The organism is Sphingomonas sp. S2M10 (assembly GCF_012650175.1).
Taxonomy (GTDB): domain Bacteria; phylum Pseudomonadota; class Alphaproteobacteria; order Sphingomonadales; family Sphingomonadaceae; genus Sphingomonas.
This window is the reverse complement of the sequence record NZ_JAAILI010000005.1, coordinates 41998-66531: the sequence shown is the minus strand read 5'-3', so window position 1 is coordinate 66531 and position 24534 is coordinate 41998. Positions and strand designations below refer to the sequence as shown.

The following is a 24534-nucleotide window of genomic DNA, read 5'->3' as shown; positions in this document are numbered from 1 at the left end:
CGTGTACCCCGCTACGCATAGGACAGCACCAGCCCGTGGCTCAGCTTCACCCAGCCGTCGACCAGCACGAACAGCAGGATCTTGAACGGCAGCGAGATGGTGACCGGGGACAGCATCATCATGCCCATCGCCAGCAGGATGTTGGCGATCACCATGTCGATGACGAGGAAGGGCAGGAAGATCAGAAAGCCGATCTGGAAGGCGAGCTTGAGCTCCTTCACCACAAAGGCGGGGATGACGATCACGAAATCGGTATCGCGCAGGGTGCTGACCTTGGCCGGATCGCCGATGCGTTGCTGGGTGCGCAGGAAGAAGGCGCGCTCGCGCGGATCGCTGTGCTTGACGAGAAACTCGCGCAGCGGCTCCTTGGCGCGGTCGGCAGTGGCGAAGATGTCGCCGGTGCTCTCGATCGGGTTCTCGGCCTGTGCGGGCGGATCGCCGGGCATGGTGGGGGTGGCCGGGCCCTGGACGGCGGCGGCGACCTGCATCTTCTCGAGCGTCGGGTACATCACGAACACGGTGAGGATCAGCGCCAGGCCATTGAGCACCAGATTGGGCGGCACCTGCTGCAGGCCGAGGGCATTGCGGACCAGGCTCAGCACCACGGCGATCTTGGTGAAGCTGGTCACCATGACGGCGAAGAACGGGGCGAGCGCGATCAGGACGACCGTGATCAGCGCCGATCCGGGGGTGAACTGGGCGAGGTTCACGCGTCCACCTCCACGGGCTGCTGGACCGTGCCTTCGACGAGGTCGACACGCGATTCGATCAGTACCGCGAAGCGATCGCCGAGCTGGACCAGCTCGCCGCGCGCGAGCGGGCTGCCCGCAACGAGCAGCTCCACCGCCATGCCTTCGGATACGTGGCCGAGCGGCAGCGCCACGCCCGGGCGCAGTTCGGCGAGCGCGGCTGCGCTCACCCGCTGCTCCGGCAGGCGGAGGGTGAGGGGCACGGCGAAATCGCGGGGGGAGGGGGCAGCGTCGCTGGATTCCATGGGCGCTCCATCGGGATGCGGGGTGAAACTGCCGGCGGCGAGGTCGAACTGACCGGCTTGGCGGAAATGCGGGGCTTCGAGCGTTGTGCGAGGACGGGCGCCGATCAGGACCAGATCGCCGGAGGCGAGGTCGCCCGCTTCGGCGATGCCGAGCCGGGGGCCTTGCACCAGCAGGTGGGCGAGCACCGGCAGACGCTCGGCGAACGGGGTGAGGGCGTCCGCCTCGGCGCGCCAGTTGGCTGCGTGCGGATGGTCGCAAGGGAGCAGCAACGCGACATCCAGGCCTTCGCGGCGGAGGGCCAAATGGAGGGCGGCATCGTCCGATGCGCTGCCCAGATCCTCGGGTTCGAGCTGCAGCCCGAGGACCTGTTCCAGCGCGAGCAGCATCGGCTCGGCATCGTCCAGCGCGGCGGCGGCTTCCACGATCCGTTCGGGATGGAGCGTCGGCCCGCCTGGGCGGAACTGGGTGCCGTCGGCGCAGCGGAACCAGCTGCCCCGCGGCGGCGCCGCGACGATCTCGACCGCGAATCCGGCATGTTCGAGCAGTCGCGCGACCGCGCCGGCCAGGGCGTCGCGCGCCGGATCGACCCGCGGCAGGTCGAGCGCATCGAGGCGGAGCATGGTCGCCATCAGAAGCGCACCGGCGCCGCAACCGGCTTGGCCGGCGTCTGCCCCTCGGGCCAGCGGGCGAGCAGAGTCACCGATCCGGCGGTGACGCCGACCAGCATCGTCTCGCCGCGGGCCTCGAGCAGCACCACGCGCTCGCGCTGGCCGAGCGGCATCGAGCGGAGAAAGCGGATCGGCGTGTCGCCCTCGCCATTGGCAGCGACGCCGAGCTGGCGATCCTGCAGCTTCTTCAGCAACCAGATCACCCCCCAGGCCATGCCCAATACCAGGGCAAGCGCCAGCACGATGGCGAGGATCGAGGATAGGACGGCTCCGATTCCCATGATGCGATTGGTTCTCCGGTTGTGTCAGCGTGGGCGCGCGGCGAGGCGCGGGGCGGCGGTATCCATGTCGTGCTGCATCGGGCCGTCGCCGCTCCTGGCCTTGGCGGCCCAGAGGATCACAGCGGCGATCGCATCGAACATGTCCTCGGGGACGATCTCGCCGATCTCGCCGCGCGCCCACAGGGTGCGGGCGGCGGCGACGTTGCGGACGATCGGCACGCGGGCTTCCTCGGCCTCGGCGCGCATCGCGGCGGCGAGCTCGCCCATGCCCTTGGCGGCGATCACCGGCACCGGGCACGTCGCCTCGTCATAGTTGAGCGCGATGGCGATATGGGTGGGGTTCACCAGCAACGCGGCGGCGCCGCGCGTGGCGCCGAGATTGTTCTGGTTGGCCCATTCCTGGTGCATGTCGCGGCGGAGCGCGCGGACCTGCGGATCGCCTTCGCTTTCCTTGTGCTCCTGCTTGATGTCGCGGCGGCTCATCTTCATCTTCTTGATGAAGCTGTGCTTCGCATAGATCCGGTCGGCGACGGCGACGAACAGGAACACCTCGACGACCATCGCCAGCATCTGCAGCGTCAGCGAATAGGTGAGCCCGATCGTGCTCAGCGCGGCGCCTTCGCGCGATTCGTCGATGGGCGAGGTTGCGGCGAGTCGAATGAGCTGGCCCGAACTGGACAGCGCGCTCTGGTAGACGAGATAACCGATCGCGCAGATCAGCCCGGCCTTGATCAGCGTCTTGGCGAGCTCGAACAGGCCGTCCTTGCCGAACATCCGCTTGAGGCCCTCGATCGGGTTCAGCTTCTCCAGACCGAACTTCATCTTCTCGGTCGTCATCATCGGCCCAACCTGAAGGAATTCGGCAAGCGTGCCGATCAGCGCGACGGGGACCAGCGTGGCGAAGGTGAGGCGCAGCAGCGTCCAGGCCGCGTCCCAGCCGATCGCCGGGGCGGTCTGTTCGAACGAACCGGTCGCCGCCTGCGCCACCACATCGGTGGCGAGGCGCGCGAGCTCGCTCGCGGCATAGCCCGAGACCCCGACGAACAGCAGCAACCAGGCAAGCGTGAGAAGACCTGTGGCCAAATCCTTCGACTTGGCGACGTCACCCTTCTTGCGCGCGTCTTGCAGCCGCTTCGGCGTCGGAAGCTCGCTCTTGTCGGCGCTGTCCTTGCCTTGGCCCATGAAGATGAACTCTTGCTACCGGACGGTCGCAATAAAGTTGCGGGGACGTCCGATAGGTCAAGCAGGTCTACCCATTGTCTGCCCGTGGGGCGGGGCAGCAACCTACGTAAAATCCTGTAACCGGTTCCCAGACGCAACAGGCAATATTCGTGCCGCTGTCTGAATGATCTCGTTAAGCCATTGAAAAAACGTCATTTCATTTGATTCGGGGCGCGACCAGCTGTTCAGGCGCGGCGCTCAACCGTGCTGACATGCATGTAAGCATGAGCCATATTGAAAAAGGTTCCGCAGCTTATCGTTGATAAAGAACGATTCGTCTACCGGTAACATGGTGAAATATTTCTGAATATCGACTTGAAAATGTAAGAAAATCGCGACAGCCTATAGGTGTTCCCGGACGAGCAGGCCGGGAATTGTGGGGCATCGTGCTGAAACAACTGTTGGCCAGGAGCGCCATCGGCTGGGGAGCGATGCAATGAGTAGAGTAGTTCTTCGCGTAACATCGCTGTCCCTGTGCGGAGCGGCGCTTATTATTCCGCAGGCGGCATGGTCGCGGGACAAGACCCCGCCGCCGCCGCCCTGTGCGCTGACCGCCACGTTGCGGGTGGCGGATGCGGCGTCGTTGGCGGGGATCCAGTCCCTCCAGGGGTGCAGCAACATCGTCGTCGCTCCGGGCACCCCGGCCGAAATGCCGAAGGATGTGCGAATATCGCCGGAGGCCGAGGAAGGTTCCTCGGACGACCGCGCCGCATCGTTCCAGCTGGTGTCCGGCAAGAAACGACATCAAGCCGAACCGGCGGCGGCTACCACGCTACGCGTCGCCGCGATCGCGCCGGTGCGCCAGGAGCCCCGATCGGTCACCGCAGCGGTCGCGTCGGACGAAGCGATCCTGGCGATGCGGCCGGTCTCCTATGCCACGCGCTATGACGCGATGATCCAGCGGGTCGCGGCGCGACGCCGGGTGGATCCGCTGCTGCTGCACGCGGTGATCGACCAGGAATCGCGCTATCGTGCCGATGCCCGCAGCCCGGTCGGCGCGCATGGCCTGATGCAGCTGATGCCGGGCACGGCGCGGATGCTCAACGTGTCGGCGTCCAATGCCGAGGCCAATGTCGATGGCGGGGCGCGGCTGCTCCGCCAGCTCCATGGCCGGTTCAACGATTTTAACCTGACGCTCGCCGCCTATAACGCCGGCGAGGGCGCGGTACGGCGCTACGGGAATCGCATCCCGCCGTACCGCGAGACCCAGTCCTATGTCGCCGGCGTGATGGGCCGGTACAGCCGGCTGCTCGCCGAACAGGCCGCGCGGAGCCGCTGACCATGGCCCCAGCCCTGATCCTGCGCGGCCTGCGCCGCATGCCCCTGCGCGTGGCCGACATGCTGCTGGTCGGCAGCGTCGTCACCGTCGTGCTGCTGATGATCGTGCCGATGCCGCCGCTGGCGCTCGATGCGTTCATCGCCACCAACATGACGGTGGGCATCCTGCTGCTGCTCAGCTGCATGTACGTCACCAAGCCGCTGGATTTCTCGACCTTTCCGACGGTGCTCTTGCTCTCCACGCTGTTCCGGCTGGCGATCAGCATCTCGACGACGCGGATGATCCTGACGCATGTCGATGGCGGCGAGATCATCCAGCAGTTCGGGCAGATGGTGGCGGGCGGCAATCTCGTGGTCGGGCTGGTGGTGTTCCTGATCATCACCATCGTCCAGTTCATCGTCATCTCTAAGGGGGCCGAGCGCGTCGCCGAAGTCGCTGCGCGGTTCAGCCTCGATGCGATGCCGGGCAAGCAGCTGTCGATCGACAGCGACCTGCGCTCGGGCATTCTCTCCAAGGACGAGGCGCGCGAGAAGCGCCGCACGCTGGAGATGGAGAGCAAGCTCCACGGCAGCCTCGACGGTGCGATGAAGTTCGTGAAGGGCGATGCCATCGCCTCGGTGATCATCGTGCTGGTCAACCTGCTCGGCGGGCTGGCGGTGGGGATGCTCTACCACGGCATGTCCGCGGGCGAGGCGGCGACGACCTTCTCGATCCTGACGATCGGCGACGGGCTGGTCGCGCAGGTGCCGGCGCTGTTCTCTGCGATGGCGGCGGGCCTGCTGGTCACGCGCACCACCGACGAGGAGCGCGACAGCGACCTGGGTCCCGCCATCGCGCGGCAGATCACCGGCAAGCCGCATGTGCTGATGATCGCCGGTGGTCTCGCGATGCTGCTCGGGCTGGTGCCGGGCTTCCCGACGCTGATCTTCTTCGCGCTGGCGAGCGCGCTGCTGCTGGGCGGGGCGTTCCTCCACCCTACCTCCGGGGCCTGGATGCGGGCGCGGCTGGGGCTCGCCTCGAGCGAGACGGCGGTCGCCACCGGCGAGACGCTGATCGCCGCGCAGGCGCTGCCGGTGGTCGACCCTCTGCGGCTCGCCGTCGGCCTGCCGCCGCAGCATCCCGCCTTTTCGACGCTGGCGGACCGGCTGCGCGAGGGAGCCGCCACGCTCCAGGCGCGGACCGGCATTGCCATTCCGGACCTTCGCGTCGTCCCCGATGCGCGGCTCAATGAGGGCGAGTGGATGCTCAGCGCCCATGACGCCCCGCTAGGCGGCGGCGCGACCGATGCCGGCGCACTGCCGGACGTGGCGGCGGCGCGTGTCGCGCAGCTGCTCGAACGCAATCTCGGCCTGTTCCTCGGCCTGCAGGAGGTGACCGATCACCTCAACCGGCTTGGCGAGACGCATCCCGAGGTCGTCAAGGAGGCGGTACGCGCGGTGCCCACCGGCCGGATCGGCGAAGTGCTGCGCCTGCTCGCCGAGGAAAGCGTGCCGCTGCGCAACTTCCGCGACGCGATCGAGGCGATCGGCGAGGTCGGCCAGTACGAACGCGAAGCCGTGCCGATGGCCGAGCGGGTGCGCGTGGCGATGCGCCGCCACCTCATCGCACCGCTCTGCGAGGCCGGGCGCCTCCGCGTGCTGATCGTCGGCGCCGATCTGGAGGAGACGATCCGCCAGACCGTCACGCCGGTGGACGGCCAGATGCGCCTCGCGATCAATCCGCACCAGATGCGCGCGCTGATCGCGCTGCTCTCCACCCAGGTCGCCAGCAGCGGCGCCCGGGCGATCCTCACCGCGCAGGATCTCCGCCGCCCGCTCCGCCTGCTGATCGCGGGCGACCTTTTCGAGGTGCCGGTGATCAGTTTCAACGAGCTCAACCCGGCCGTGCCGCTCGACATTGTCGGCGAGATCAACGCCGCGCCGGAGAGCCTGACCAACCAGATGTCGGACGAGGTTTCCCTATGATCCGCGCTTCGCGCCTCCTTGCCCTGCTTGCCTGTACCGCGTTGCTGCCCGTTGCCGCGCCCGCCGAGACGCCGCCTATGGGGCAGAAGCGGATCACGCTGACCGCGCGCAACCAGCGCGTCGATGCAGCCGTGGTCGATCTGTTCGGCCAGGCCGGGGTCAAGGCCAAGGTGAGCTCGGCGGTCACGGGCAAGGTCAACGGCGTGTTCGTCGGCACGCCCCGCCAAGTCTGGACCCAGCTCGCCAAGGCATTCAACCTCGTCGCTTATTATGACGGCGCGGTGGTGCGCGTCTATTCGGCCGCCGAGGTGACCTCGCGCAGCTTCACCGCCGCCGACCCGGAGGCGGTGGTGCGCGATGCGCAAAAGCTGCGGATCCTCGACGATGCCAACCGCGTCGCGGCGGCGAGCAATTCGGTGAGCGCTACCGGCGTGCCGGCGTTCCTCGACCGGGTGGCGCAGCTGGCGGGCACCGCGGGCAATCCGGCGATGATCCAGGCCTCCGCCACGTCCGCGAACGCGCCGATCGTGTCGCCGCTGCTCGGGCCGGCAGCAATGGAGACGGTGACCAGTTCGCCGCTCCGCTCCAAGGTGCTGAGCGGGGCAACCACCCGCTCGCCCTATGAGGTGCGGATCTTCTACTTGCGCTATGCCCGCGCCGACGACACGATCCAGAAGAGCTTCGACCGCACCATCACCATCCCCGGCGTCGGATCCATCCTGCGCGGCATGATGGGCGACGGGCGGCCAAGCTCGACCGTTTCGACCAGCGGCAATTTCGATGTCCAGCGCCAGTCGCTTCCCCGCCTCGGTGGACGCGGGATGAACGCGGTGCCGCCCGACGAGGCGCAGCGCAGCTTCGACCAGCAGGGCACGCCGGGGCTCGACACCGTGGTGGTGCGTGAGGCGGCGGTGCGCGACATCAACGGCCCGCGCGTCGAGGTCGATCCCAGCAACAACGCCGTGCTGATCCGCGACCGGCCCGAATCGATGACCGTCTATGAAGACATCGTCCGCGCGCTCGATGTGGAGCCGCGCGGGGTGGAGATCGAGGCGACGATTCTCGAGCTCGACACCAGCAAGCTCAAGGAACTGGGGCTCGATTTCGGTTTCCGGACCGGCGGCCTCGGCGCGCTGTTCGGCGGCAACGCGACCAACCCGACCAACAATTTCTCCGGCGGCAATATCGGTGGAGCGTATCTCACCGGCGGGCTCGACCTGTTCGCCGCGCGGATCACCGCGCTCGAGAAGACCGGCGCGCTGCGGGTGATCTCGCGCCCGCGCCTCAGCACGCTGAACAACATCCCGGCGGTGTTCAACAATCAGGTGCAATATTATGTCCGCGTCGCCGGCGACCGGCAGGTGGACCTGTTCCCGGTGACCGCCGGCATGGTGATGCGGGTCAACCCGTCGATCCTCTATGACGGCGGCGAGCTGCGCACGCGGATGTCGATCGAAATCCTCGACGGTTCGCCCACCGGCCTGGTCGTCGACGGCATCCCGGCGGTGAAGCAGAGCAGCATCAACACCAGCGCGGTGGTGAAACAGGGCGAGAGCCTGCTGATCGGCGGGATGAGCGTCGAAACGTCGTACGACTATAAGTCGAAGGTGCCGGTCGCCGGAGACATCCCGATCCTCGGCCAGGCCTTCCGCAAGCGCAAGAAGGGCGACCAGCATTTCGAACGCATCTTCCTGATCACGCCGCGTGTCGTCTCGCGCCGCGCGCAGCAGGCAGCGGCGGCGCCGTCGACCACCCCCACCAATCCGATCCCGATCGAGCAGATCCAGGCCGCCGGCGATCGCCACCAGAAGCGCGGCCGGAGGACCCGCCGGTGAACGCGCCTTTCGCCCCGGTGAAGCCCGGCACCATGGTGCTGCGGGTGCTGAACGGCCGCCTGTCGGGCGCCGAGCACCGGCTGCATCGGGGGAAGTTCGTCCGCGTCGGGCATGGCTTCGAGCATGACATCGTGCTGCGCGATCCATCCGCGCGGGGCGTGTCGCTGGAGCTCGATCTGGGCGAGGGCATGGCCTGCGTGCGGGTGGCGGCGGGGCAGGTGACCCTGCTCGGGCGGCCGGTCGCGGCGGGCGAGCAGGCCTCGCTGCCGCCGTTCGTGCCGATGCTGGTCGGCGCGGTCGCCGTCGCGATCGGGGCGCCGGAGGATCCGCGCTGGGACGACGCCATCCGGCTCGCGCCGATGGTGGCGCCTGCCGCCGCAGAAGCGCCCGCTCCGCAGCGTGCGGCGATTCCCGAGCGGGTGGCGACGCGGCTCTACCCGATGCGCGGCGCACTGGCGCTCGACCGATACTGGCCGGCCTATGCCGCGGCAGTCGCGCTATTGCTGCTGCTCCTGCTGTTCGCGCCGCCGGCAGTGCGATGGGCGACCCGCCAGCTGCACGATGTCGCCGGCGAACAGGCGATGCTCGCCGCTGCCGGTTTCCGCAACCTCCAGCTCGAGGAGACGCGCAACGGCACGATCGTGCGCGGGATCGTCAAGGACGACGCAGCACTCGCCCGGCTGCGGCAGGTCGTCGCCGAGCAGATCGGCCCGGCCACGCTCGACGTCGAGACGATGGACGGGCTCGCCGCTGCCGCCACCGATCTGCTGCGCGCGCAAGGTGTGGACGCAGAAGCCATTCCCCGTCGCGGCAACACGCTGATGGTGAAGGCCGAATTTCTCCCTGCCGATCGCCAGGCCGATCTCGCCCGGCTGATCCGGGAGGACGTGCCGGGCATCACCCGCGTCGACTTCGTCACCGACGGCAAGCGCGGCGACCGCGACCTGCAATATTTCTTCTCGGGCTCGGAATACGGCCTCGCCACCTTTGTCGACGGCGATCCGGGTTTCATCACCACCGCCGACGGCACCCGCTGGTTCGCCGGCGCGACGGTGCCGACCGGCCACCGCATCGTCGCCATCGGCAACGGCCGCGCCAGCTTCGAGCGCGACGGCCGGATCGAAGAACTCGTCCTGGGACCCAGCACGCCGCCGTCCCCGGCACCTTCCACCATCCCTGGCGGCGACACCAACGGAGTGACCACCCAATGACCAACCCGATCAACAGCGCCGTCCTCGGCACGATCGCCTCGCTCGGCAACATGGGCACCACCGAGAGCCGCACCGGCAAGGGCAATTGGTTCGAAGCATTCGGCGAAGCCTGGGGCAAGGCGCTGGACACCCAGGCCGATGCGATCACCGCCCAGTCCGACGTGGTGAGCCAGGGCGGCGACAAGCCTTCCGACATCACCCAGCTGACCACCGAATCCATGCGGATGAGCTTCATGGCGAACAGCTCGCACAGCTCGATCGACAGCGTCTCCAAGGCGCTCGAAACCATGGCACGGAAGAACTGACGATGAGCATCGATGCGATCGGCGCGTTGGTCGCGCCGGCCGGGGGGCAGGGCACGAACGGCGTCTCGCGCGCCTTCGAGCTGCTCGCCCCCGGCGGCCAGGGCGGCGGCGCCACCACGCCGCAGTTCGACGCGCGCTTCCAGGCGGCGCTGGAGAAGATGGGCGGGGTGCAGGGCACCGTCGCGGCGGGCCCCATCCCGCCGGCGATGAAGGGCATGTTCAACGCGCTCGACCAAGTGAACGTCCAGGCCCGTGCCGTCTCGCGCTATGCCGAGACGGCCGAAGCCAGCGGCGGCCAGCTGACCCCGGGCGAAATGGTGCAGCTCAACATGAAATGCTCTGAATTCATGTTCCAGGCGCAGCTTACCTCCAACATCGCCAACCGGAGTTCGGACGGCGTGCAGCAATTGTTCAAGCAGCAATGAGCGGCCGTGCCCCCGCGCGCCGCTGGCAGGCGCGGATCGCCGCGCCGCTGCTGGTGATCGCCGCCTTCGGGCTTGCCGGGTGCAGCCGGCAGGAAGTCTATGGCAAGCTCACCGAACCGGCCGCCAACGAGATGATCGCCGTGCTCAACCAGGCCGGCATCACCGCGACCAAGGTGGCGGGGGAGAAGGACCAGTGGAGCATCGCCGTCGACCAAGCCGATTTCGCCCGCGCGGTGGAAACGCTGCGCGCCCACGGCCTGCCGCACGAGGATTACGATTCCCTCGGCTCGGTGTTCAAGAAGGAGGGCTTCACCTCCACGCCCTTGGAAGAGCGGGCGCGGCTGATCTACGGCCTGTCGCAGGAGCTGAGCCGGACGATCAGCGGCATCGACGGCGTGGTGCAGGCGCGCGTGCATCTGACCATGCCCGAGGCCGATCCGCTGTCGCGCGAAGCCAAGCCCTCGGCGGCGTCGGTGTTCGTGAAATATCGGACCGGCTTCGACCTGCGCAGCCAGACCGGGGCGATCAAGTCGCTGGTCACCAATTCGATCGACGGGCTTACCTATGATCGCGTGTCGGTGGTGATGGTGCCCGCCCAGGCCGCACCGGTGCTGCCGGAAAGCAAGGGCATGGTGTCGGTCTCGACGCTCATGCGCGGGGCGATCGGCGTGGTCGCGCTGATCGTGCTGGCGATCGCGGGACGCGGTCTGTGGCGGATGCGGAAACCGCGAACCAGCCTGCCGGATACGGTGCAGCGGTGAACCGGGAGACGCGGACCGCCAGGCTCGCGCTGCTCGCCCGGCATTGCGGGCAGGGGCGCGGCGCGCGCTTTGCCCGGCGGGCGAGCGGGCAGCCGCCGGTGGGATTCGGTGACCTCGCCAAGCTGCCGGCGTGGCTAGATGCGCCCGAGGAACAACGGGCGCGGATCGCTGCGGCGGCGGGCTTGCTGCGCCACCGCCGGGCGATCGATGCCGAGCTTTCGGGACCGCGATTGGCGGCGCTTGCGGCGGCAGTCGGCGAGCCGCTGTTCGATGCGGTCTGCGAGGTCGAGATGCCGGAGATGGTCGGGGCGGAGAAGTTGCCGCCGCCGGAGCGGGTGCTCGCCGCTGGCACGCAGTTGCTGGAGGCCGCCTTGCCGCTCGCCCTGCAGGACCAGTTCCCCGGCGCGCGCGACGATGCCGTCGCACGCGACCTGCTGGCCCGCGCCCATGTCATCGCGGAGAGTCTCGCATGACCTATCATCTCGTCCATGCCGACGATGCCGCGCTGCTTTTCAGCGAGCGGGCGGTGATCAAGCGCGACGAGCGCCAGTCCTTCGCCGATGCGGTGGCGCTGCTCGGCGCGGTTCGGGAGGTGCAGGCGCAGGCGGCGCAGACCGCAGCCGCCGCAAGGCAAGAGGCTTATGCCAGCGCTCTTGCAGGCGCCCGAGCTGAGATCGACAATTTGCTCGCTGGCGAGATCGCGCAGTTCGCTGCCAGCATCGACGCGCAGGAGCAGGCCCGGCGCAACGAGATTGCCGAGGCTGCGCTGGCCGCAGTACATGCGGTCCTTGGCGAGATCGACGACGCGATGCTGGTGCCAGCACTTGTCGCCCGCGCGCTCGATCGTCTCCAGCCGCAGGGCGCGGTGATCGTCGCCGTGGCACCGGACATGGCCGAGAAAGTTGCCGCACGGCTGCAGGCGCTCACCGCGCTCAGCATCGTCCCCGATCCGGCACTCGGCGCGCACGACTGCGCGATCCGCACCCAACAGGGCCAGGTGATCGCGAGCCTCTCCGTCCAGCTCGAGACGCTCGCCAAACGTTGGGGGGTGGCATGAGCGATCCGCTGGCGCTGCTGCGCGCGCTCGATGCTGCGCCCATGTTCGAGCAGCATGGCCGTATCGTCGGCGCGCTCGGCACGACGCTGCGCGTCACCGGGGTGCGCGCGCGGATCGGCGAGAATTGCGAGATCGTCGATGCGGAGACCGGCTTCTCGCTCTGGGCCGAGGTGATCGGCCTCGCCGATGGCGGCGCGATTCTCACCCCGCTGGGGGACCTGCGCGGCCTGTCGATGCACAGCGACGTGATCCTGCGCAGCGGCGAGGATCGCGTGCCCTTTGGCGCCGACATGCTCGGCCGGGTGCTCGATGCCCGGCTCCAGCCGCTCGACGGCGCGGGCAGCGTGCGGCGCGGCACCGACCGCCCCATCCACGGCGAGGCGCCGAACCCGATGCACCGCCGCCCGATCGACGCGTCGATGGAGACCGGCATCCGCGCGATCGACGGTCTGATGCCGATCGGCATCGGCCAGCGTGTCGGCATCTTCGCCAGCGCCGGCGTCGGCAAGTCGACCCTGCTCGCCAATCTGGCGCGCAACGCGCAGTGCGACGCGATCGTCATTGCGCTGATCGGCGAGCGCGGCCGCGAGGTGCGCGAGTTCATCGAGGAGACGCTCGGCGCCGAGGGCCTCGCTCGATCGGTGGTGATCGTCGCCACGTCGGACCGCCCGGCGATGGAGCGGGTGCGCGCCGCGCATGTCGCCACCGCGATCGCCGAGGGGTTGCGCGACGAAGGGCGGCACGTGCTGCTGCTGATGGACAGCGTCACCCGCTTCGCCCGCGCGCTGCGCGAGATCGGGCTGGCGGCGGGCGAGCCGGCGGTGCGGCGCGGCTTCCCACCCTCGGTCTTCGCCGAACTGCCGCGGCTGTTCGAGCGCAGCGGCACCGCCGTCGAGGGTGCGATCACCGCGCTGTACACCGTGCTGCTGGAGGACGAGGAGGGCGATCCGATCAGCGAGGAGGTCCGCTCGCTGCTCGACGGCCACATCGTCCTCTCGCGCAAGCTGGCGTCGCGCGGCCATTATCCGGCGATCGATGTGCTGGGCAGCCTCTCGCGCCTGTTCCCGCGCCTTGCCAGCGGCGCCCAGCAACGCGCCGCGCATGGGCTGCGGGCGATGCTGGCCAAGCTCGACGAGATCGAGCTGCTCGTCCAGATCGGCGAATATCAGCCCGGCCGCGATCCGCTGGCCGATCGCGCGCTGGCCGAGCGTAGCGCGATCGCCGCCTATCTGCGCCAGTCCGGCAATGAACGCACGTCGCTGGGCGAGAGCATCGCCCGGCTGCGCACCTTCGAGGAGATGGACCATGTCCGCTGACAATCGCGCGCCCGTACTGGCACGCATCGCCCAAATGCGCGAGCAGCGCCTGACCCGCGCGCTGATCGAGGCACGCGAGGCTGCCGCGCAAGCACAAGCGGCGGCCAGCGCTGCCGACGCGGCGCGCACCGCGGCGGCATGCGCGCGCGGCGACGCGCGGCTGCTGTTTCAGGCGAGCCCGGCCTGCCCGCAGACCCGGCTCTGGTTGGAGCAGCGCGTCGCGGAGGAGATCGGCGCTGCGGCGCGGGCCGGCGACCAGCGCGCGCGGCACGAGATCGCGGTGGACGCGCAGGGTGCCGCCGGCCGCGCGCTCGACCAGCACCGCGTACGCAGCGAAAGCGTCGCCGCGCACCACCGGGCGCTCCGCCGCGCCGAGCAGCGCCGCGCCGAGGACCGCATCGACTCCGAGGCTGCAGCCTTTCTCCAGTCGCGGGGCTGGGCATGAACGGCGCCCCGACCAGCGGCCCGGTCCAGACCAAATCCGCGCCCAAGCCGCGTGACGTGCCGTCCAAGGGCGAGCCCGACACCGCGCCGAAGCAGCGCAAGGCGTTCGCTGATGCGCTCTCCCGGCACGCGGGCAAGCGCGCGGCCACGGATCCCGGCATGGACAAGGCGGAGGGGCTGGCGGCGATGATCGCGCCGCGCGACTTCGCCGCGCTCGCCGTGGCGGCGCGGCCCGCAGCGGCGGGTGCCGTCGATCCGGCGCAGCATGCACAGCTCGATCGGATTGCCGCGGCCATCGCCGAAGTCAGCAAGACCGCGCAGCCCGAGGTGCACCTGTCGCTGCCGCTGGGCAGCTACAAGGTGGAAGGCGCAGTATTGGGACGTGACCTCGCCGGGCAGGTCAATGTGCTGTTGCTCCCCTCCGCCGCCGTGCCGCCCGCCGTGGCCGCGCAGTGGAGCGAGCAGCTGCACGAGCGGCTGCTGCGCCGGGAGGTACGCGTCGGCAAGGTGGGGGTGCAGGGAAGTGCGGCCCCGTCGGTAGCGCCGCGCTGACGCTCGCCGCTCACCGGTCCGTGCGGACAGGCGCCTCGCGGAGCTGGAAAATCGCGCCGTCGATCGCCGAGACGGCGTGATCGGCATCGGTCATGCCCGGGCGGCCGTCGGGATCGAGCAGCGCATAACCGAGGCCGGAGAGCCGATCGAGCACGTCGCTGGTCGGACTCGCGGCGACCAGCGACGCGACTTCGCTGGTGAAGTCGTTCAGCGCACGCGCCAGGCGACCGGCATCGGCCGGGCTTGCCCCGACGGCGGTGGCGAGTTCGCGCGCCATGCTCTCGGCACCATAGGGATCCACCGAGCGGAGCGGTGTCGCCGCGCCTTGCGCGAGGCCGAGTTCACGGGTGAGCGTTCCGGCTACCCGGTTGGACAGCACCGTCATCGCTTGGCCGGCAAGCGCGCGCGGCCTATTGTCCGTCGCGCCGATGGCGCCAAGCGCCGCGGCGCGAGGGCCGCTGATTCCGATGGGCTGCGTCATCGCCGAGTCTCGTCCGTGGAATGGAACATGCCGGCGTAGATAGCCGCTTCCCGGCGCTCGCGCGCTCCACAAATCGCTTAGGGGATGCTACGGAACCAACTCGCCATTTGCGGGAGTTGCGTGATGATCCTTCCCCTGGCTGTCGCCGCTGCCGTGGAGGTCGCCCCTGCCGAACGGGCAGCGATCCTGCAGACCGCGCACCAGGCGATCGCGCGCCGCATCGGCAAGACGCCGAAGCTGCTGGTCCGCACATTGGGCCATCAGGGGGACTGGGTGTTCCTCGTCGCGACGATGCAGGACCAGGCGGGGCGCCCGATCAGCTATGCCGGCACGCCCCTCGCCTCGGCGGAGGCGCAAGGCATGATCTCCAAGGAGTATGTCGCGCTGTTCCGCCGTTCGGGCAAGGAATGGCGCGTGGTCGAGGAAGCGCTCGGCCCGACCGATGTCGCCTGGGCGGACTGGGCGGAGAAGCACGGCGCGCCAAAGGCGATCTTCGGCTGACCGATCAATAGGTCCCGTGCTCGTTGCCGCGCGTCCAATATTCAAAGCTGCGGTCGAGCGCGCGGGTGGAGAACACCACATGGCCGCGGTTTCGCTCGAAGCCCATGACGGGTGCATTGTCTAGCGTGCCGGCCCACCAGCCATTGGCGCGCTTGCCGCTGAAGACGACCTGCTTGCCGCTTCTGCCTTTGGCGCGCAGCCGGGTGGTGCCGCCGGGCCCGGCCTGTACTTGGATGGTGCAGGGCTCGGGCGGGGCAATGTCGAACACGCAGGTGGCGGGTTCGGCGGCAGCGGCAGCGACGAGCGCGGCGAACGGAAGCAGGATCATCGCTGGAAGATGGTGGCGGCCAGCTGCGCGCGATAGGCCGAATCCCCCGCAATATCGGCAGGCCGTTCATAATATCGGCAGACGATTGCGCCCGCATCGCCCGCGCTGGTCGCCTGGGCAAGGCGCCGGCCTGCGGCGCTCTCACTACCGGTGAGTTCGTGCTGGACGAAGGCGAGCTGCTCCTCGAAGGTCGAGGCGCGGATGTCGTGTCCGGCCCAGGCGGCGAAATCGGCCTGGCGGGGCCCCTCCCACTGGGCGAGCCCATAGCCGGGGCCGCCGCCGATCTGGCGGATGTTCGCCTCCATGCGGCTCTCTGCGTCGAGATTGGCGACGATCCCCGCCGCCTGTGCGCGCGTCCATCCCTGCGCCTGGAAATAGGTCATTGCCTGATCGATGCGGCCCTGGCGCGTCGCGGAAGGCGCACCGACTCCTGTGGTGGCGCCCGCCTGCGCAGGCGCGGTGGCGGCGCTCGGTGCGCGCAGGATCTTGGCACCGTGCGAGAGCGCCCAGGATAGGTTGCCCGTGGTCACCTTCTGGCTGCCGTCGGCATTGCGGTTGTTGGACCCGATCGTCTGGCCACCCCCCGCATAGAGCACGGTGTGCGAGACGCCGCCGCCCTGAATGATCACCACATCGCCGGGTTTGGCCTGCGCGGCGCTCACCTCGGTCCAGCCCTGGGCCCGCAAGGTGTCGTCGAGCTGGGCAACCGAATCCGTATGGAGATTGGCGGGCAGCTGCCCGGCTTCGGTGAGCACCGCCGAGACAAAATTGGCGCAGCAGACATTGGCCGGCACCTGCGCGTTCATCGGCAGATTGTCGCTGCGGTCGCCGCGCAGGTCCGCGGCGTTGCGGCCGAGATATTGCCGCGCGACATCGGCGGCGTTGCGCCCGCTGCCGCTGTCGACCCCGCCCAAGGCTTCCGCACCGCCGGCACGCGCGGCGCCGCCGCCGTTCAGCCGCAGCGTCTGGCCCGGCAGGATCATGCCCGGATTGGCGAGACCGTTGTCGAGCGCGAGATCGTGCCAGTCCAGCCCGAAGCGCGCCGCGATGCCGGACAGCGTGTCGCCCGCCTGCACCGTGTAGCGGGCGGTGCCCGATTGCGGCAGCGCGATCGTCTGGCCCGGGAAGATCAGGTTCGGGTTGCGGATCTGCGGATTTGCCGCCCGGAGCGCGGCGAGCGACACGCCGCTTCGAGCCGCGATGCTCGACAGCGTGTCGCCCGGGCGAACGGTGTAGCCGTCCGCCGAACCGGCACGGAGGCCGGTCCCACCGGTGCGGCTGATCGAGTCGAGCATGGAACGCCTCCCTGAAACGGACGGATGCACGGTCGCATCCGGCCAGGGGCGTGTCTCTCGACGATTCGTTTAGGCGAGCCGCAGGCGCGCGCGGCGCTGGCGCAATGCGCCGCCCGCAATCCCGAACCCGCCGATCAGCATTGCCCAGGCTGCCGGCTCGGGAACGCCGGCACCGTTCGTCGCGCCGACGCTGAAATCGGCCTTGAACTGCACGTCGCCGAATGCGCCGTTGCTGTCATCCCAGGGATTGCCGGCGACGGCGGCAAGACTCTGTCCGGCATTGCTGTAGACGAAATCACCGCCCGTATAGGCGTCGCTGCCGAAGCTGCCGGCGGTCGGCATCCAGGTGACACCGCCGTCTGCCGGCTGCTCGATGCCGGCGGTGGTGAGGAAGGCGACATAGCGCTGCCCGGCGCGCAGGTCGATGGCGCCGACATCGAAGCGCAGCGCCTGATAGGCATCGCCGTCCGTCCCGCCGAAGCTACGAACGTCGCTGGCGTAATAGGCGGGGCCGATCAGGCCATGGCCGTTCCAGGAATAGATATAGGCACGAACATTGGTCGCGCCGCCACCCAGGAAGAAGGTGAAGCCGTTCAGCGCATTTGCACTGCCCACGGTGAAGGTCTGACCATAGACGGGGGTGTAGCTCGCCCCGAAATAATCGATCTTCCCCGCATAGCTTCCGCTGGTATCGATCGTGTCGGCCAGCGCCGGCGCCGCGCTCGCCAAACCGATGAGCGCAAGAACAGCAATCCCTTTCATGCAGGCACTCCCCCAAGACGGACGTGACTAGACACCGTCCGATTCCACGAACGCAACCTACCCGGCGTTCTGTCGGTCGGCAATTCATAAGTTATTAAGGATATGGCAATTTCGCGCCGTCTTGGGGCGGCCGCAGGCGGTGGTTGCCTCAGCGTCCGCCCCCACGCAGCCGATCGAGTACCGGCGGAGCGACCGTCATGCCCGCCTGGGCCATGGCGGGTGTCGGCCAGGCGCCGCTCGCCACCTGCTGTCGCACGGTCGCGCGATCCGGCGGGGGCCAGCCCAAGCCGGCGCTGCGGGCGCGCTCCACCAGCCGCGCGCGGGCGGCGAGCACTTCGGGGCTGGTGAAGATCACCGGCGGTTCCAGCAGGGCGTGTGCCGCCATGCTGCCGTCGTCGGCGACGCTCCACAGCGTGCCGCCCTTCTCGACCAGCAGTTCGGCGATTCCGGCCTGCTCCGCGTCCATTGCCAGGCGCACCGGATCGATCCCGAAGCCGTCCGCCTCGCGCGGATCGGCACCGTGACGCAGCAGCGTCATCACGCCGCCGAGATGGCCGAAGCTGATCGCATTCCGCATCGGGCTTTCGCCGCCCGTCGCCTGCGGGTCCGGCGCGGCGCCGGCGGCGAGCAGCTGCTCGGCGGTCGCCGGGCTGTCCGCCAGGATCGCGAGCGACAGCGCATTGCCCGGCTTCACCCCGTCCTTCGGCATGCCGGCGGCGAACAGCATCGTCACGGCGTCGGCGTCGCATCGCGCGACGGCAAAGGTGAGCAGGTCACCATAGCGGCCGGCGGGCGGTTGCGGGACCTTGGGATCGTCGACCACCGCGGTGCTGATCAGCCGCGGATCGCGGGCGAGCATGGCACGGGCATCCTCGACGCGGCCGTCGAAGATCGCCTCGGCCAGGGCGCGGCCGGCGGCGCCGTTGCTAAGATGCGCGAGCACGCGGGTCGGTTCGGGGAGCACCACCGAGGCGCGCTTGGTATAGCAGGAAGGCTCTGCGGCCATGCATCCTCCGGTCGGGGTCGCCAGCACCAGCGCGGCGAGGATGCGAAGGCGGCGGCTCACGGGCAATTGCTGTAGGGAGTGGGAGGGGCGCAGGTCAATGTGCGCGCAGGCTGCTCTCCACCCAATCCATCCCGTGGCGGGCGAGCGGCGTGTCCTGATACCAGCGCTGTCCGGCGGGCTGCTGGCCGTCGAGCGGCATGCGGGTGCCATAGGCCTCGGGCGCGTCGGCGAAGATCGCACCGGGAATGCCGCCGAGGATCGCCCCGGCGACCCGGTCGCCGCCGTCCTGGATCGCCGAGAGGATCTCGCCGCGCACATAGAAGGCGGCGATCTTGGGCGCCGCGGCGTCCCCCCGGATCGTCTGCGCCTGGCGGATCGTCGCGTCGCTGAGCCCGGCGGCGTTGAAGGTTTGTGCGTCGCGTCCGCTGGCCAGCGCCGCCGCCGACGCTAGGCCGCCGCCCAGCGAATGGCCGGTGATCGTTACCGGAGCGTCGGGGTGGCGCCCGATCGCCTTCGCGATCAGCAGCGCGCGGCCATATTGGTCCGACGGCAGCCCCACGCCTTGCCGGGCATTGGCCTTCCAGTCGCTGCCGTCGGTGGTGCCGCGGAAACTGACGACATAGTGAGGCCCGCCATCACCCTCGGCGACATAGACGCGCGCGCGAAAGCTGCTCTGCGGCGAGGCGAGATCCTCGCTGCGCAGGCCGATCTGGGCGAGGTCGTCGCTGCTTGCGACCCGGTAGCCGGCGGGCGGGGCCGGCGTATCGCTGTAGACGTCGGCTGCCATTGCCGCGAGATCGGCAGAGGAAGGTCCGCCGGTCCGTTCGGCCGCGAGCGGTGGGGCTTCGCCGCGGACGAACGGGACCGGCGGCACGGGCTGCTGCCAGGCAAGCAGCTCGCGCGGAGGCAGGTGACGGATCTGGAAATCGTCGTTCGCGGCGCGGGGTCGCGCATCCGACGCCGGCGAGGAGGGCGCGATGCCGGTAGTTCGCGAAAGCTGGTCAGCCGACATCATTTGCCTGGTACCTTGCCGGGGGGCCGTCTGTCCCTCGGTTGCCACGCCGGCGCGCGGCCGTCGCTAGACGATTCGTTTAGGCGGCCTACGCGATCCGCCGATGCCGTGGCGGCGGCGGCCATGGGAAGCAGCGGCATCCTACCGGGTTCGCACCCCAACCGCACTTGCAGGAGCATGGACATGACGACGATCTCCACCGCCGCCCCTACGCCTTTTGCAGCCGCCAACCTGATGCTGGCCGGCGGCGTACTCGCACAGCACTTCATGCCGCTCGGAGCAGGGCCGCTCGCCACGGCAATGCTGCCGTCACTGCTTTCGATCCAGCTTGGCACGCTGGCAAACGGCGCGCAGCTGCAGCCCCAGGCGGGCTTCACCGCGCAGACCACCGGGCAGAATACTGCCCAGATCGACCTCGGGGACGGCTATCATCTCGCCGTCGACGAGCGGAACAGCCAGATGACGATCGTCAACGACGCAACCGGGCAGAGCACCCGCATATGGGGCGACCCACATGTCGGAGTGGACGGGAGCCACCAGTTCGATTTTTACGGCACCACCACTTTCGAGCTGGACAACGGTACCAAGATCACGGTGAACACCGAACAGGCCAAGGGGAATCCCAACGTCTATTTCGCCAGTCAGGTGGTGGTGACGCGCGGCACCAACGCGGTGGTGATCGACGGCATCAGCCAGCAGCAGCTTGGCGACCTTTCGGTCAGCGTCTCCGCCAACGGCCATGCGCTGGATGCGGCCAATCGCGATGGCTTCACCGTGCACGAGGCGGCCAGTGGCTGGCAGACCGAACTCGGCAGCAAGGTGACGCAGGCCGATGCGGACCTCACCAAGCCCGGGCAGATCTATGGGCCGGACAGCACCACGCCGAGCCTGGCCGAGCTGGGGACGGCGATCGGCGGCTTCCTGATGTTCGGCAGCCTGCTCAGCTTCGGTATCGAGGCGACGGCGCGGGCCGCGCTGGCAGCGCCGGAAAGCAGCCGGGTGCTGCGCCAGATCCTCTTCGCCTGATGCTTGGGCTGCGGCGCGGAACCCAGTGTTTCCGCCCGCAGCCTTGTCGATCATGCCGCAGCGAGCGCACCATCCGCTCGTTGCGCAATCGATTCGGCTTCCGGTTCGTGCGCAGCCGTGCGCGGTGTCGCCGCGTGCGCATTGAAGTCAGCGAGGCTGTGCGTGGCGGGATTGCGGGAACGATATAGCGGGATTGCGATCCTGCTCCACTGGGCGTTGGCCTTGCTGTTGCTGTTCCAGCTGGGGCTGGGCTGGGCGCTGGAGGATCTGCCGCGCTCGACAATGTTCGTGGCCTTCCAGTTTCACAAATCGGTGGGCATCCTTATCCTGGTGTTCTCGCTTGCGCGGCTGCTGGTGCGCCTGGTCGTGCCACGGCCACCGGCGGAGGGCACGCTTCCGCTGAAGCTGCTGGCCGGCGCGGTGCACTGGGCGCTGTACGGCGTGATGATCCTCGGGCCGCTGAGCGGCTGGATCATCGTCTCCACCGCCCGGGTCAAGCTGCCGACCCTGTTGTTCGGCACCATTCCTCTGCCGCATCTGCCGCTGGGCTCCGCCTGGAACCAGCCTGCCGAGACGATCCATGGCCTGATCGGCTGGCTGCTCGCCGGGCTGTTCCTGCTCCACGTCGCGGGTGCGCTGCGCCATCACCTGCTGCGCGACGACCTGATCGGGCGGATGATGCCCGCTGGCGTTGCACGGCGCCCGGCGCTGTCGATCGCGGTGGTGGCGGCGCTGGCGGGGTGCGTCGCGGCCTTCCTTGCGGGTTCCTGGCGCTATCGCGGCCATGCCGAGGTGCCGGCGCCGTCGCAGCCGGTACCCGCATCCGGATCGACGCCCGAAGTTGCGCCCGCGCCGACGCCGTCACCCGCAGCATCGCCCGCGCCAAGCCCCTCGCCCTCGCCTTCCGGCACGGCGGCGGTGCCGGTGCGCAGCTGGAAGGTCGCGCCGGGCGGCTCCCTTGGGTTCCGCACCGTCTACAGCGGCGAGGCGATCAACGGCCGCTTTGCCCGCTGGACCGCCGATATCCGGTTCAGCCCCGACGATCTGGCTCATTCGAAGATCGCGATCGATATCGATCTCGCCTCGGTGAGCAGCGGCGACGGCGAACGCGACGACACGCTGAAGGGCGAGGACTTCTTCTCCGTCGCCACGCAGCCCCGCGCGCGCTTCACCGCCACCCGCATCCGCAAGCAGGGCAGCGGCTATGTCGCCGACGGCACGCTGGCGCTGGCGGGGGTCACCCGTCCGATGCCGGTCGCGTTCAAGCTCATCATCGACGGAGACCATGCGCAGGCGAGCGGCACCGCGACGGTCAAGCGTCTGGCCTTCGGCGTCGGCAAGGGGCAGTGGAGCGACCCTCAAACCATTCCCGATGCGGTGGCGATAACCTTCCGCTTCGCCGCTGACGCGAAGTGACTCACCTCCTCGAAGCGACCGCCGCCGATCGTTCGGCGGTGGTCATGCTGTGGCAGGCAGCGGGCCTCACCCGGCCGTGGAACGATCCTGACGCCGATTTTCATCGAGCGGTGGCCGGTGCCACCTCGACGATCCTGCTGCTGCGGGATGGCGAGGCGCTGCTCGGTACCGTCATGGTGGGAGAGGACGGGCATCGCGGCTGGGTCTATTATGTCGCGGTGGCCGAAGCCGCGCGGGGACAGGGCCATGGCCGGGCGCTGATGGCCGCCGCCGAATCCTGGTTGCGGGCACGCGGCTGTCCCAAGCTCCAGCTGATGGTCCGCGAGGGCAATGATGCGGCGATCGGTTTCTATCGCGCGTTGGGACTTGAGCCCCAGCCGGTTGTGACGCTCGGCCGTTTCCTCCACTAAGCGCGAATGACCATCGCGCTCTATGGAATCAAGAATTGCGACACGATGAAGAAGGCGCGGGTCTGGCTCGACGCCAATGCCGTTCGCTATGTCTTCCATGACTACAAGGCCGAGGGTGTCGATCCCGCGCGGCTCGATCGCTGGATCGCTTCCGAAGGCTGGGAACCGCTGCTGAACCGCGCCGGTACCACCTTTCGCAAGCTCCCCGAGATTGACAAGATCGACCTTGATTCGGCCAAGGCGCGTGCGCTGATGATCGCGCAGCCATCAATGATCAAGCGGCCCGTTCTGGAATATCCGGGCGGTTTGCTGATCGGATTCGCGGCAGAACGCTATGCCCGCGCGTTGCTCTGAGCACGAAATATTCACACCTTCATGGCCTAACCACCGTGTTTATCCTAAATTAACACGATAATTGGGACGGGTTACCGGGATCGCATGGCATCTTATATTCGACAACGGCCAGCCAGCTGGTTTCGCACGGTCGCAACGATGCTGGTCCTGTGGGGGCTGCTCGGCTGCCTCGTCTTCTATGCGCACGCCACCCTCTCGGCGCAGCGCGCCGGTGCGCCAAGCTTCTGGAATTGGGAATATTATCAGGCGGTGCCGCGCTGGTTCCTGATTGACTACGCGATCGGGGTCGGAGCCAGCCTGCTGGGCTCGCTCGCCATGCTGCGCCGTTCGCGCAAGGCGAATCTCCTCTACATCGTCTCGCTTGCGGCGGTGATCGTCCAGTTCGGCTATCTGTTCGCTACCGGCGGGCTGGCCGGCCCGGTGCAGGCGCTCGTCATCCCGGCGTTCATCCTCGGCGTGGCGATCTTCCAGATCTGGCTTGCCGGCATGGCGACGCGGCGGGGCTGGCTGCGCTGATCCTTAGATCCTCCCCTGAAAGGGGAGGCGGCAGGCCGAAGGCCTGACGGAGGGGTGTCGACGCTGATTTGGCGGACTTCTCTCTTAGCGGGTTCACCCCTCCACCACCGCCTGCGGCGGCGGTCCCCCTCCCCCTCCGGGGGAGGATCCATGGCAGTACTGGCAACGCTGGCCCCAACCCGCTAGACCGCGCGCCATGTCGCACCAGCTCACCCTCGATACCGCCACCAGCCGCGCCAACCCCACGCCCGCGCCGATGAAGCGCGTCACCGTGCCGGCGATCCGCAAGCGCAAGGGCGGCGCACCGCTGGTGATGCTCACCGCCTACACCGTCCGCATGGCGCAGCTGATGGACGAAGCCTGCGACATGCTGCTGGTCGGGGACAGTCTGGGCCAGGTGATCTACGGCCTGCCCTCCACGGTGCCGGTCACGCTCGAGATGATGGCGGCGCACGGCGCGGCGGTCGTTCGCGGCAGCTATCACGCACTCGTTGTCATCGACATGCCGTTCGGCAGCTACGAGGCCTCGCCCCAGCAGGCGTTCGAGAGCGCCGCGCGGCTGCTCAAGGAAACCGGCGCAGCGGCGGTGAAGCTCGAAGGCGGCGCGGCGATGGCGCCGACGGTCAAGTTCCTCAACGAGCGCGGCATCCCGGTGATCGGCCATATCGGCCTGACCCCGCAGGCGATCAACGTGCTCGGCGGCTATGGCGCGCGCGGCCGCAGCGAGGCGGAGCATGCCAAGCTGGTTGGAGACGCGGTGGCGATGGACGAGGCCGGCGCCTTCGCGATCGTCGTCGAAGGCGTGGTCGAGCCGATCGCGGTCGAGATCACCAAGGCGGTGAAGTGCCCCACCATCGGCATCGGCGCGTCTGCGCAGTGCGACGGCCAGGTGCTGGTCGCCGAGGACATGCTCGGCCTGTTCGAGCGCACCCCGCGCTTCGTGAAGCGCTATGACGATCTGGCTGGCCGCATTTCCGCCGCGGTTGAAACCTATGCGGGCGAGGTACGGTCGCGGGCCTTTCCGGGACCGGATCAGGTCTATGCGCCGAAGGACTGACGGAGTAGGGCGATTTGCGTTCACGGCACGCGGCGCTAAGGTCCGCGACCGCATCA

29 protein-coding genes are annotated in these 24534 nt (G+C 68.9%); 19 read left to right on the top strand and 10 right to left on the bottom strand.

Features of this window, described 5'->3' with window-relative positions:
* Positions 1–11 precede the first annotated feature (11 nt).
* From sctR to S2M10_RS00765, 4 genes are read right to left on the bottom strand one after another with little or no spacing between them, the layout of a single operon-like run.
* A complete protein-coding gene (gene sctR, locus S2M10_RS00780) occupies positions 12–710 on the bottom strand; it encodes a type III secretion system export apparatus subunit SctR (RefSeq protein ID WP_019368942.1) in 699 nt (232 codons plus the stop codon).
* Complete coding sequence (locus S2M10_RS00775) at positions 707–1624, bottom strand: FliM/FliN family flagellar motor switch protein (RefSeq protein ID WP_168844404.1); 918 nt, start codon at positions 1622–1624, stop codon at positions 707–709. Before S2M10_RS00775 ends, sctR begins: the two co-directional genes overlap by 4 nt.
* Entirely contained in the window at positions 1624–1944 is a 321-nt protein-coding gene (fliO, locus tag S2M10_RS00770; protein WP_168844403.1) for a flagellar biosynthetic protein FliO, read from the bottom strand. Before fliO ends, S2M10_RS00775 begins: the two co-directional genes overlap by 1 nt.
* Before the next feature lie 24 nt (positions 1945–1968).
* On the bottom strand, positions 1969–3126 hold the full coding sequence (locus tag S2M10_RS00765; protein ID WP_168844402.1) for an EscU/YscU/HrcU family type III secretion system export apparatus switch protein: 1158 nt from the start codon (positions 3124–3126) through the stop codon (positions 1969–1971).
* A gap of 475 nt (positions 3127–3601) precedes the next feature.
* On the opposite strand from S2M10_RS00765, the gene S2M10_RS22510 reads away from it, so the two are divergent.
* From S2M10_RS22510 to S2M10_RS00705, 12 genes are read left to right on the top strand one after another with little or no spacing between them, the layout of a single operon-like run.
* Positions 3602–4444, top strand: coding sequence for a lytic transglycosylase domain-containing protein (locus S2M10_RS22510; protein WP_247650529.1), 843 nt, complete (start codon positions 3602–3604; stop codon positions 4442–4444).
* Between the two features lie 2 nt (positions 4445–4446).
* The gene (locus S2M10_RS00755; protein ID WP_168844401.1) at positions 4447–6408 is read left to right on the top strand and encodes a flagellar biosynthesis protein FlhA; all 1962 of its coding nucleotides are present in this window, start codon (positions 4447–4449) and stop codon (positions 6406–6408) included.
* The gene (gene sctC / locus S2M10_RS00750; RefSeq protein ID WP_168844400.1) at positions 6405–8243 is read left to right on the top strand and encodes a type III secretion system outer membrane ring subunit SctC; all 1839 of its coding nucleotides are present in this window, start codon (positions 6405–6407) and stop codon (positions 8241–8243) included. Before S2M10_RS00755 ends, sctC begins: the two co-directional genes overlap by 4 nt.
* Positions 8240–9454 carry a hypothetical protein gene (locus S2M10_RS00745; RefSeq protein ID WP_168844399.1) on the top strand — a complete coding sequence of 405 codons (1215 nt, stop codon included), beginning with the start codon at positions 8240–8242 and terminating at the stop codon, positions 9452–9454. Before sctC ends, S2M10_RS00745 begins: the two co-directional genes overlap by 4 nt.
* Positions 9451–9759 (top strand): hypothetical protein, encoded by a 309-nt coding sequence (locus tag S2M10_RS00740; RefSeq protein WP_066722170.1) that lies wholly within the window; start codon positions 9451–9453, stop codon positions 9757–9759. Before S2M10_RS00745 ends, S2M10_RS00740 begins: the two co-directional genes overlap by 4 nt.
* A gap of 2 nt (positions 9760–9761) precedes the next feature.
* A complete protein-coding gene (locus tag S2M10_RS00735; RefSeq protein ID WP_019368933.1) occupies positions 9762–10184 on the top strand; it encodes a hypothetical protein in 423 nt (140 codons plus the stop codon).
* Positions 10181–10945 (top strand): type III secretion inner membrane ring lipoprotein SctJ, encoded by a 765-nt coding sequence (gene sctJ / locus S2M10_RS00730; RefSeq protein WP_168844398.1) that lies wholly within the window; start codon positions 10181–10183, stop codon positions 10943–10945. The genes S2M10_RS00735 and sctJ overlap by 4 nt, the downstream gene beginning before the upstream one ends.
* Positions 10942–11418, top strand: coding sequence for a hypothetical protein (locus S2M10_RS00725; RefSeq protein WP_168844397.1), 477 nt, complete (start codon positions 10942–10944; stop codon positions 11416–11418). The genes sctJ and S2M10_RS00725 overlap by 4 nt, the downstream gene beginning before the upstream one ends.
* Positions 11415–12002, top strand: a complete 588-nt coding sequence (locus S2M10_RS00720; protein WP_168844396.1) for a FliH/SctL family protein — start codon at positions 11415–11417, stop codon at positions 12000–12002. Before S2M10_RS00725 ends, S2M10_RS00720 begins: the two co-directional genes overlap by 4 nt.
* Entirely contained in the window at positions 11999–13318 is a 1320-nt protein-coding gene (locus S2M10_RS00715) for a FliI/YscN family ATPase (protein ID WP_168844395.1), read from the top strand. Before S2M10_RS00720 ends, S2M10_RS00715 begins: the two co-directional genes overlap by 4 nt.
* A complete protein-coding gene (locus tag S2M10_RS00710; RefSeq protein WP_168844394.1) occupies positions 13308–13763 on the top strand; it encodes a hypothetical protein in 456 nt (151 codons plus the stop codon). The genes S2M10_RS00715 and S2M10_RS00710 overlap by 11 nt, the downstream gene beginning before the upstream one ends.
* A complete protein-coding gene (locus tag S2M10_RS00705; RefSeq protein WP_168844393.1) occupies positions 13760–14314 on the top strand; it encodes a hypothetical protein in 555 nt (184 codons plus the stop codon). The genes S2M10_RS00710 and S2M10_RS00705 overlap by 4 nt, the downstream gene beginning before the upstream one ends.
* Before the next feature lie 10 nt (positions 14315–14324).
* Here the strand turns inward: S2M10_RS00705 and S2M10_RS00700 are convergent, their stop codons facing one another.
* The gene (locus tag S2M10_RS00700) at positions 14325–14795 is read right to left on the bottom strand and encodes a hypothetical protein (protein WP_168844392.1); all 471 of its coding nucleotides are present in this window, start codon (positions 14793–14795) and stop codon (positions 14325–14327) included.
* A 123-nt stretch (positions 14796–14918) separates the two neighbouring features.
* Between S2M10_RS00700 and S2M10_RS00695 the strand changes: the two genes are divergently transcribed.
* Positions 14919–15296, top strand: coding sequence for a hypothetical protein (locus S2M10_RS00695; RefSeq protein ID WP_168844391.1), 378 nt, complete (start codon positions 14919–14921; stop codon positions 15294–15296).
* Between the two features lie 4 nt (positions 15297–15300).
* Here the strand turns inward: S2M10_RS00695 and S2M10_RS00690 are convergent, their stop codons facing one another.
* The 5 genes from S2M10_RS00690 to S2M10_RS00670 all read right to left on the bottom strand — a co-directional run bounded on the left by S2M10_RS00690 (position 15301) and on the right by S2M10_RS00670 (position 19702).
* Positions 15301–15624, bottom strand: a complete 324-nt coding sequence (locus S2M10_RS00690; protein ID WP_168844390.1) for a hypothetical protein — start codon at positions 15622–15624, stop codon at positions 15301–15303.
* Positions 15621–16919: a phage tail tip lysozyme gene (locus tag S2M10_RS00685; RefSeq protein ID WP_168844389.1), complete on the bottom strand. Its 1299-nt coding sequence runs from the start codon at positions 16917–16919 to the stop codon at positions 15621–15623. Before S2M10_RS00685 ends, S2M10_RS00690 begins: the two co-directional genes overlap by 4 nt.
* A gap of 69 nt (positions 16920–16988) precedes the next feature.
* Positions 16989–17681, bottom strand: coding sequence for a PEPxxWA-CTERM sorting domain-containing protein (locus tag S2M10_RS22505; RefSeq protein WP_168844388.1), 693 nt, complete (start codon positions 17679–17681; stop codon positions 16989–16991).
* Positions 17682–17829: 148 nt separating this feature from the next.
* Positions 17830–18747, bottom strand: coding sequence for a hypothetical protein (locus tag S2M10_RS00675; RefSeq protein ID WP_168844387.1), 918 nt, complete (start codon positions 18745–18747; stop codon positions 17830–17832).
* A gap of 34 nt (positions 18748–18781) precedes the next feature.
* Positions 18782–19702, bottom strand: a complete 921-nt coding sequence (locus S2M10_RS00670) for an Mbeg1-like protein (RefSeq protein ID WP_168844386.1) — start codon at positions 19700–19702, stop codon at positions 18782–18784.
* 180 nt (positions 19703–19882) lie between these two features.
* Here S2M10_RS00670 and S2M10_RS00665 point away from each other — a divergent pair, with 180 nt between their 5' ends.
* From S2M10_RS00665 to panB, 6 genes are all read left to right on the top strand, one after another.
* Positions 19883–20725, top strand: coding sequence for a DUF1521 domain-containing protein (locus S2M10_RS00665; protein WP_168844385.1), 843 nt, complete (start codon positions 19883–19885; stop codon positions 20723–20725).
* 162 nt (positions 20726–20887) lie between these two features.
* Entirely contained in the window at positions 20888–22141 is a 1254-nt protein-coding gene (locus S2M10_RS00660) for a YceI family protein (RefSeq protein ID WP_348770501.1), read from the top strand.
* A complete protein-coding gene (locus tag S2M10_RS00655) occupies positions 22138–22551 on the top strand; it encodes a GNAT family acetyltransferase (protein ID WP_168844384.1) in 414 nt (137 codons plus the stop codon). The genes S2M10_RS00660 and S2M10_RS00655 overlap by 4 nt, the downstream gene beginning before the upstream one ends.
* A gap of 6 nt (positions 22552–22557) precedes the next feature.
* Positions 22558–22905, top strand: a complete 348-nt coding sequence (locus tag S2M10_RS00650) for an ArsC family reductase (RefSeq protein ID WP_168844383.1) — start codon at positions 22558–22560, stop codon at positions 22903–22905.
* A 138-nt stretch (positions 22906–23043) separates the two neighbouring features.
* Complete coding sequence (locus S2M10_RS00645) at positions 23044–23421, top strand: hypothetical protein (RefSeq protein ID WP_168844382.1); 378 nt, start codon at positions 23044–23046, stop codon at positions 23419–23421.
* A gap of 196 nt (positions 23422–23617) precedes the next feature.
* Positions 23618–24478, top strand: coding sequence for a 3-methyl-2-oxobutanoate hydroxymethyltransferase (gene panB, locus S2M10_RS00640; RefSeq protein ID WP_168844381.1), 861 nt, complete (start codon positions 23618–23620; stop codon positions 24476–24478).
* The last annotated feature ends 56 nt before the right edge of the window (positions 24479–24534 follow it).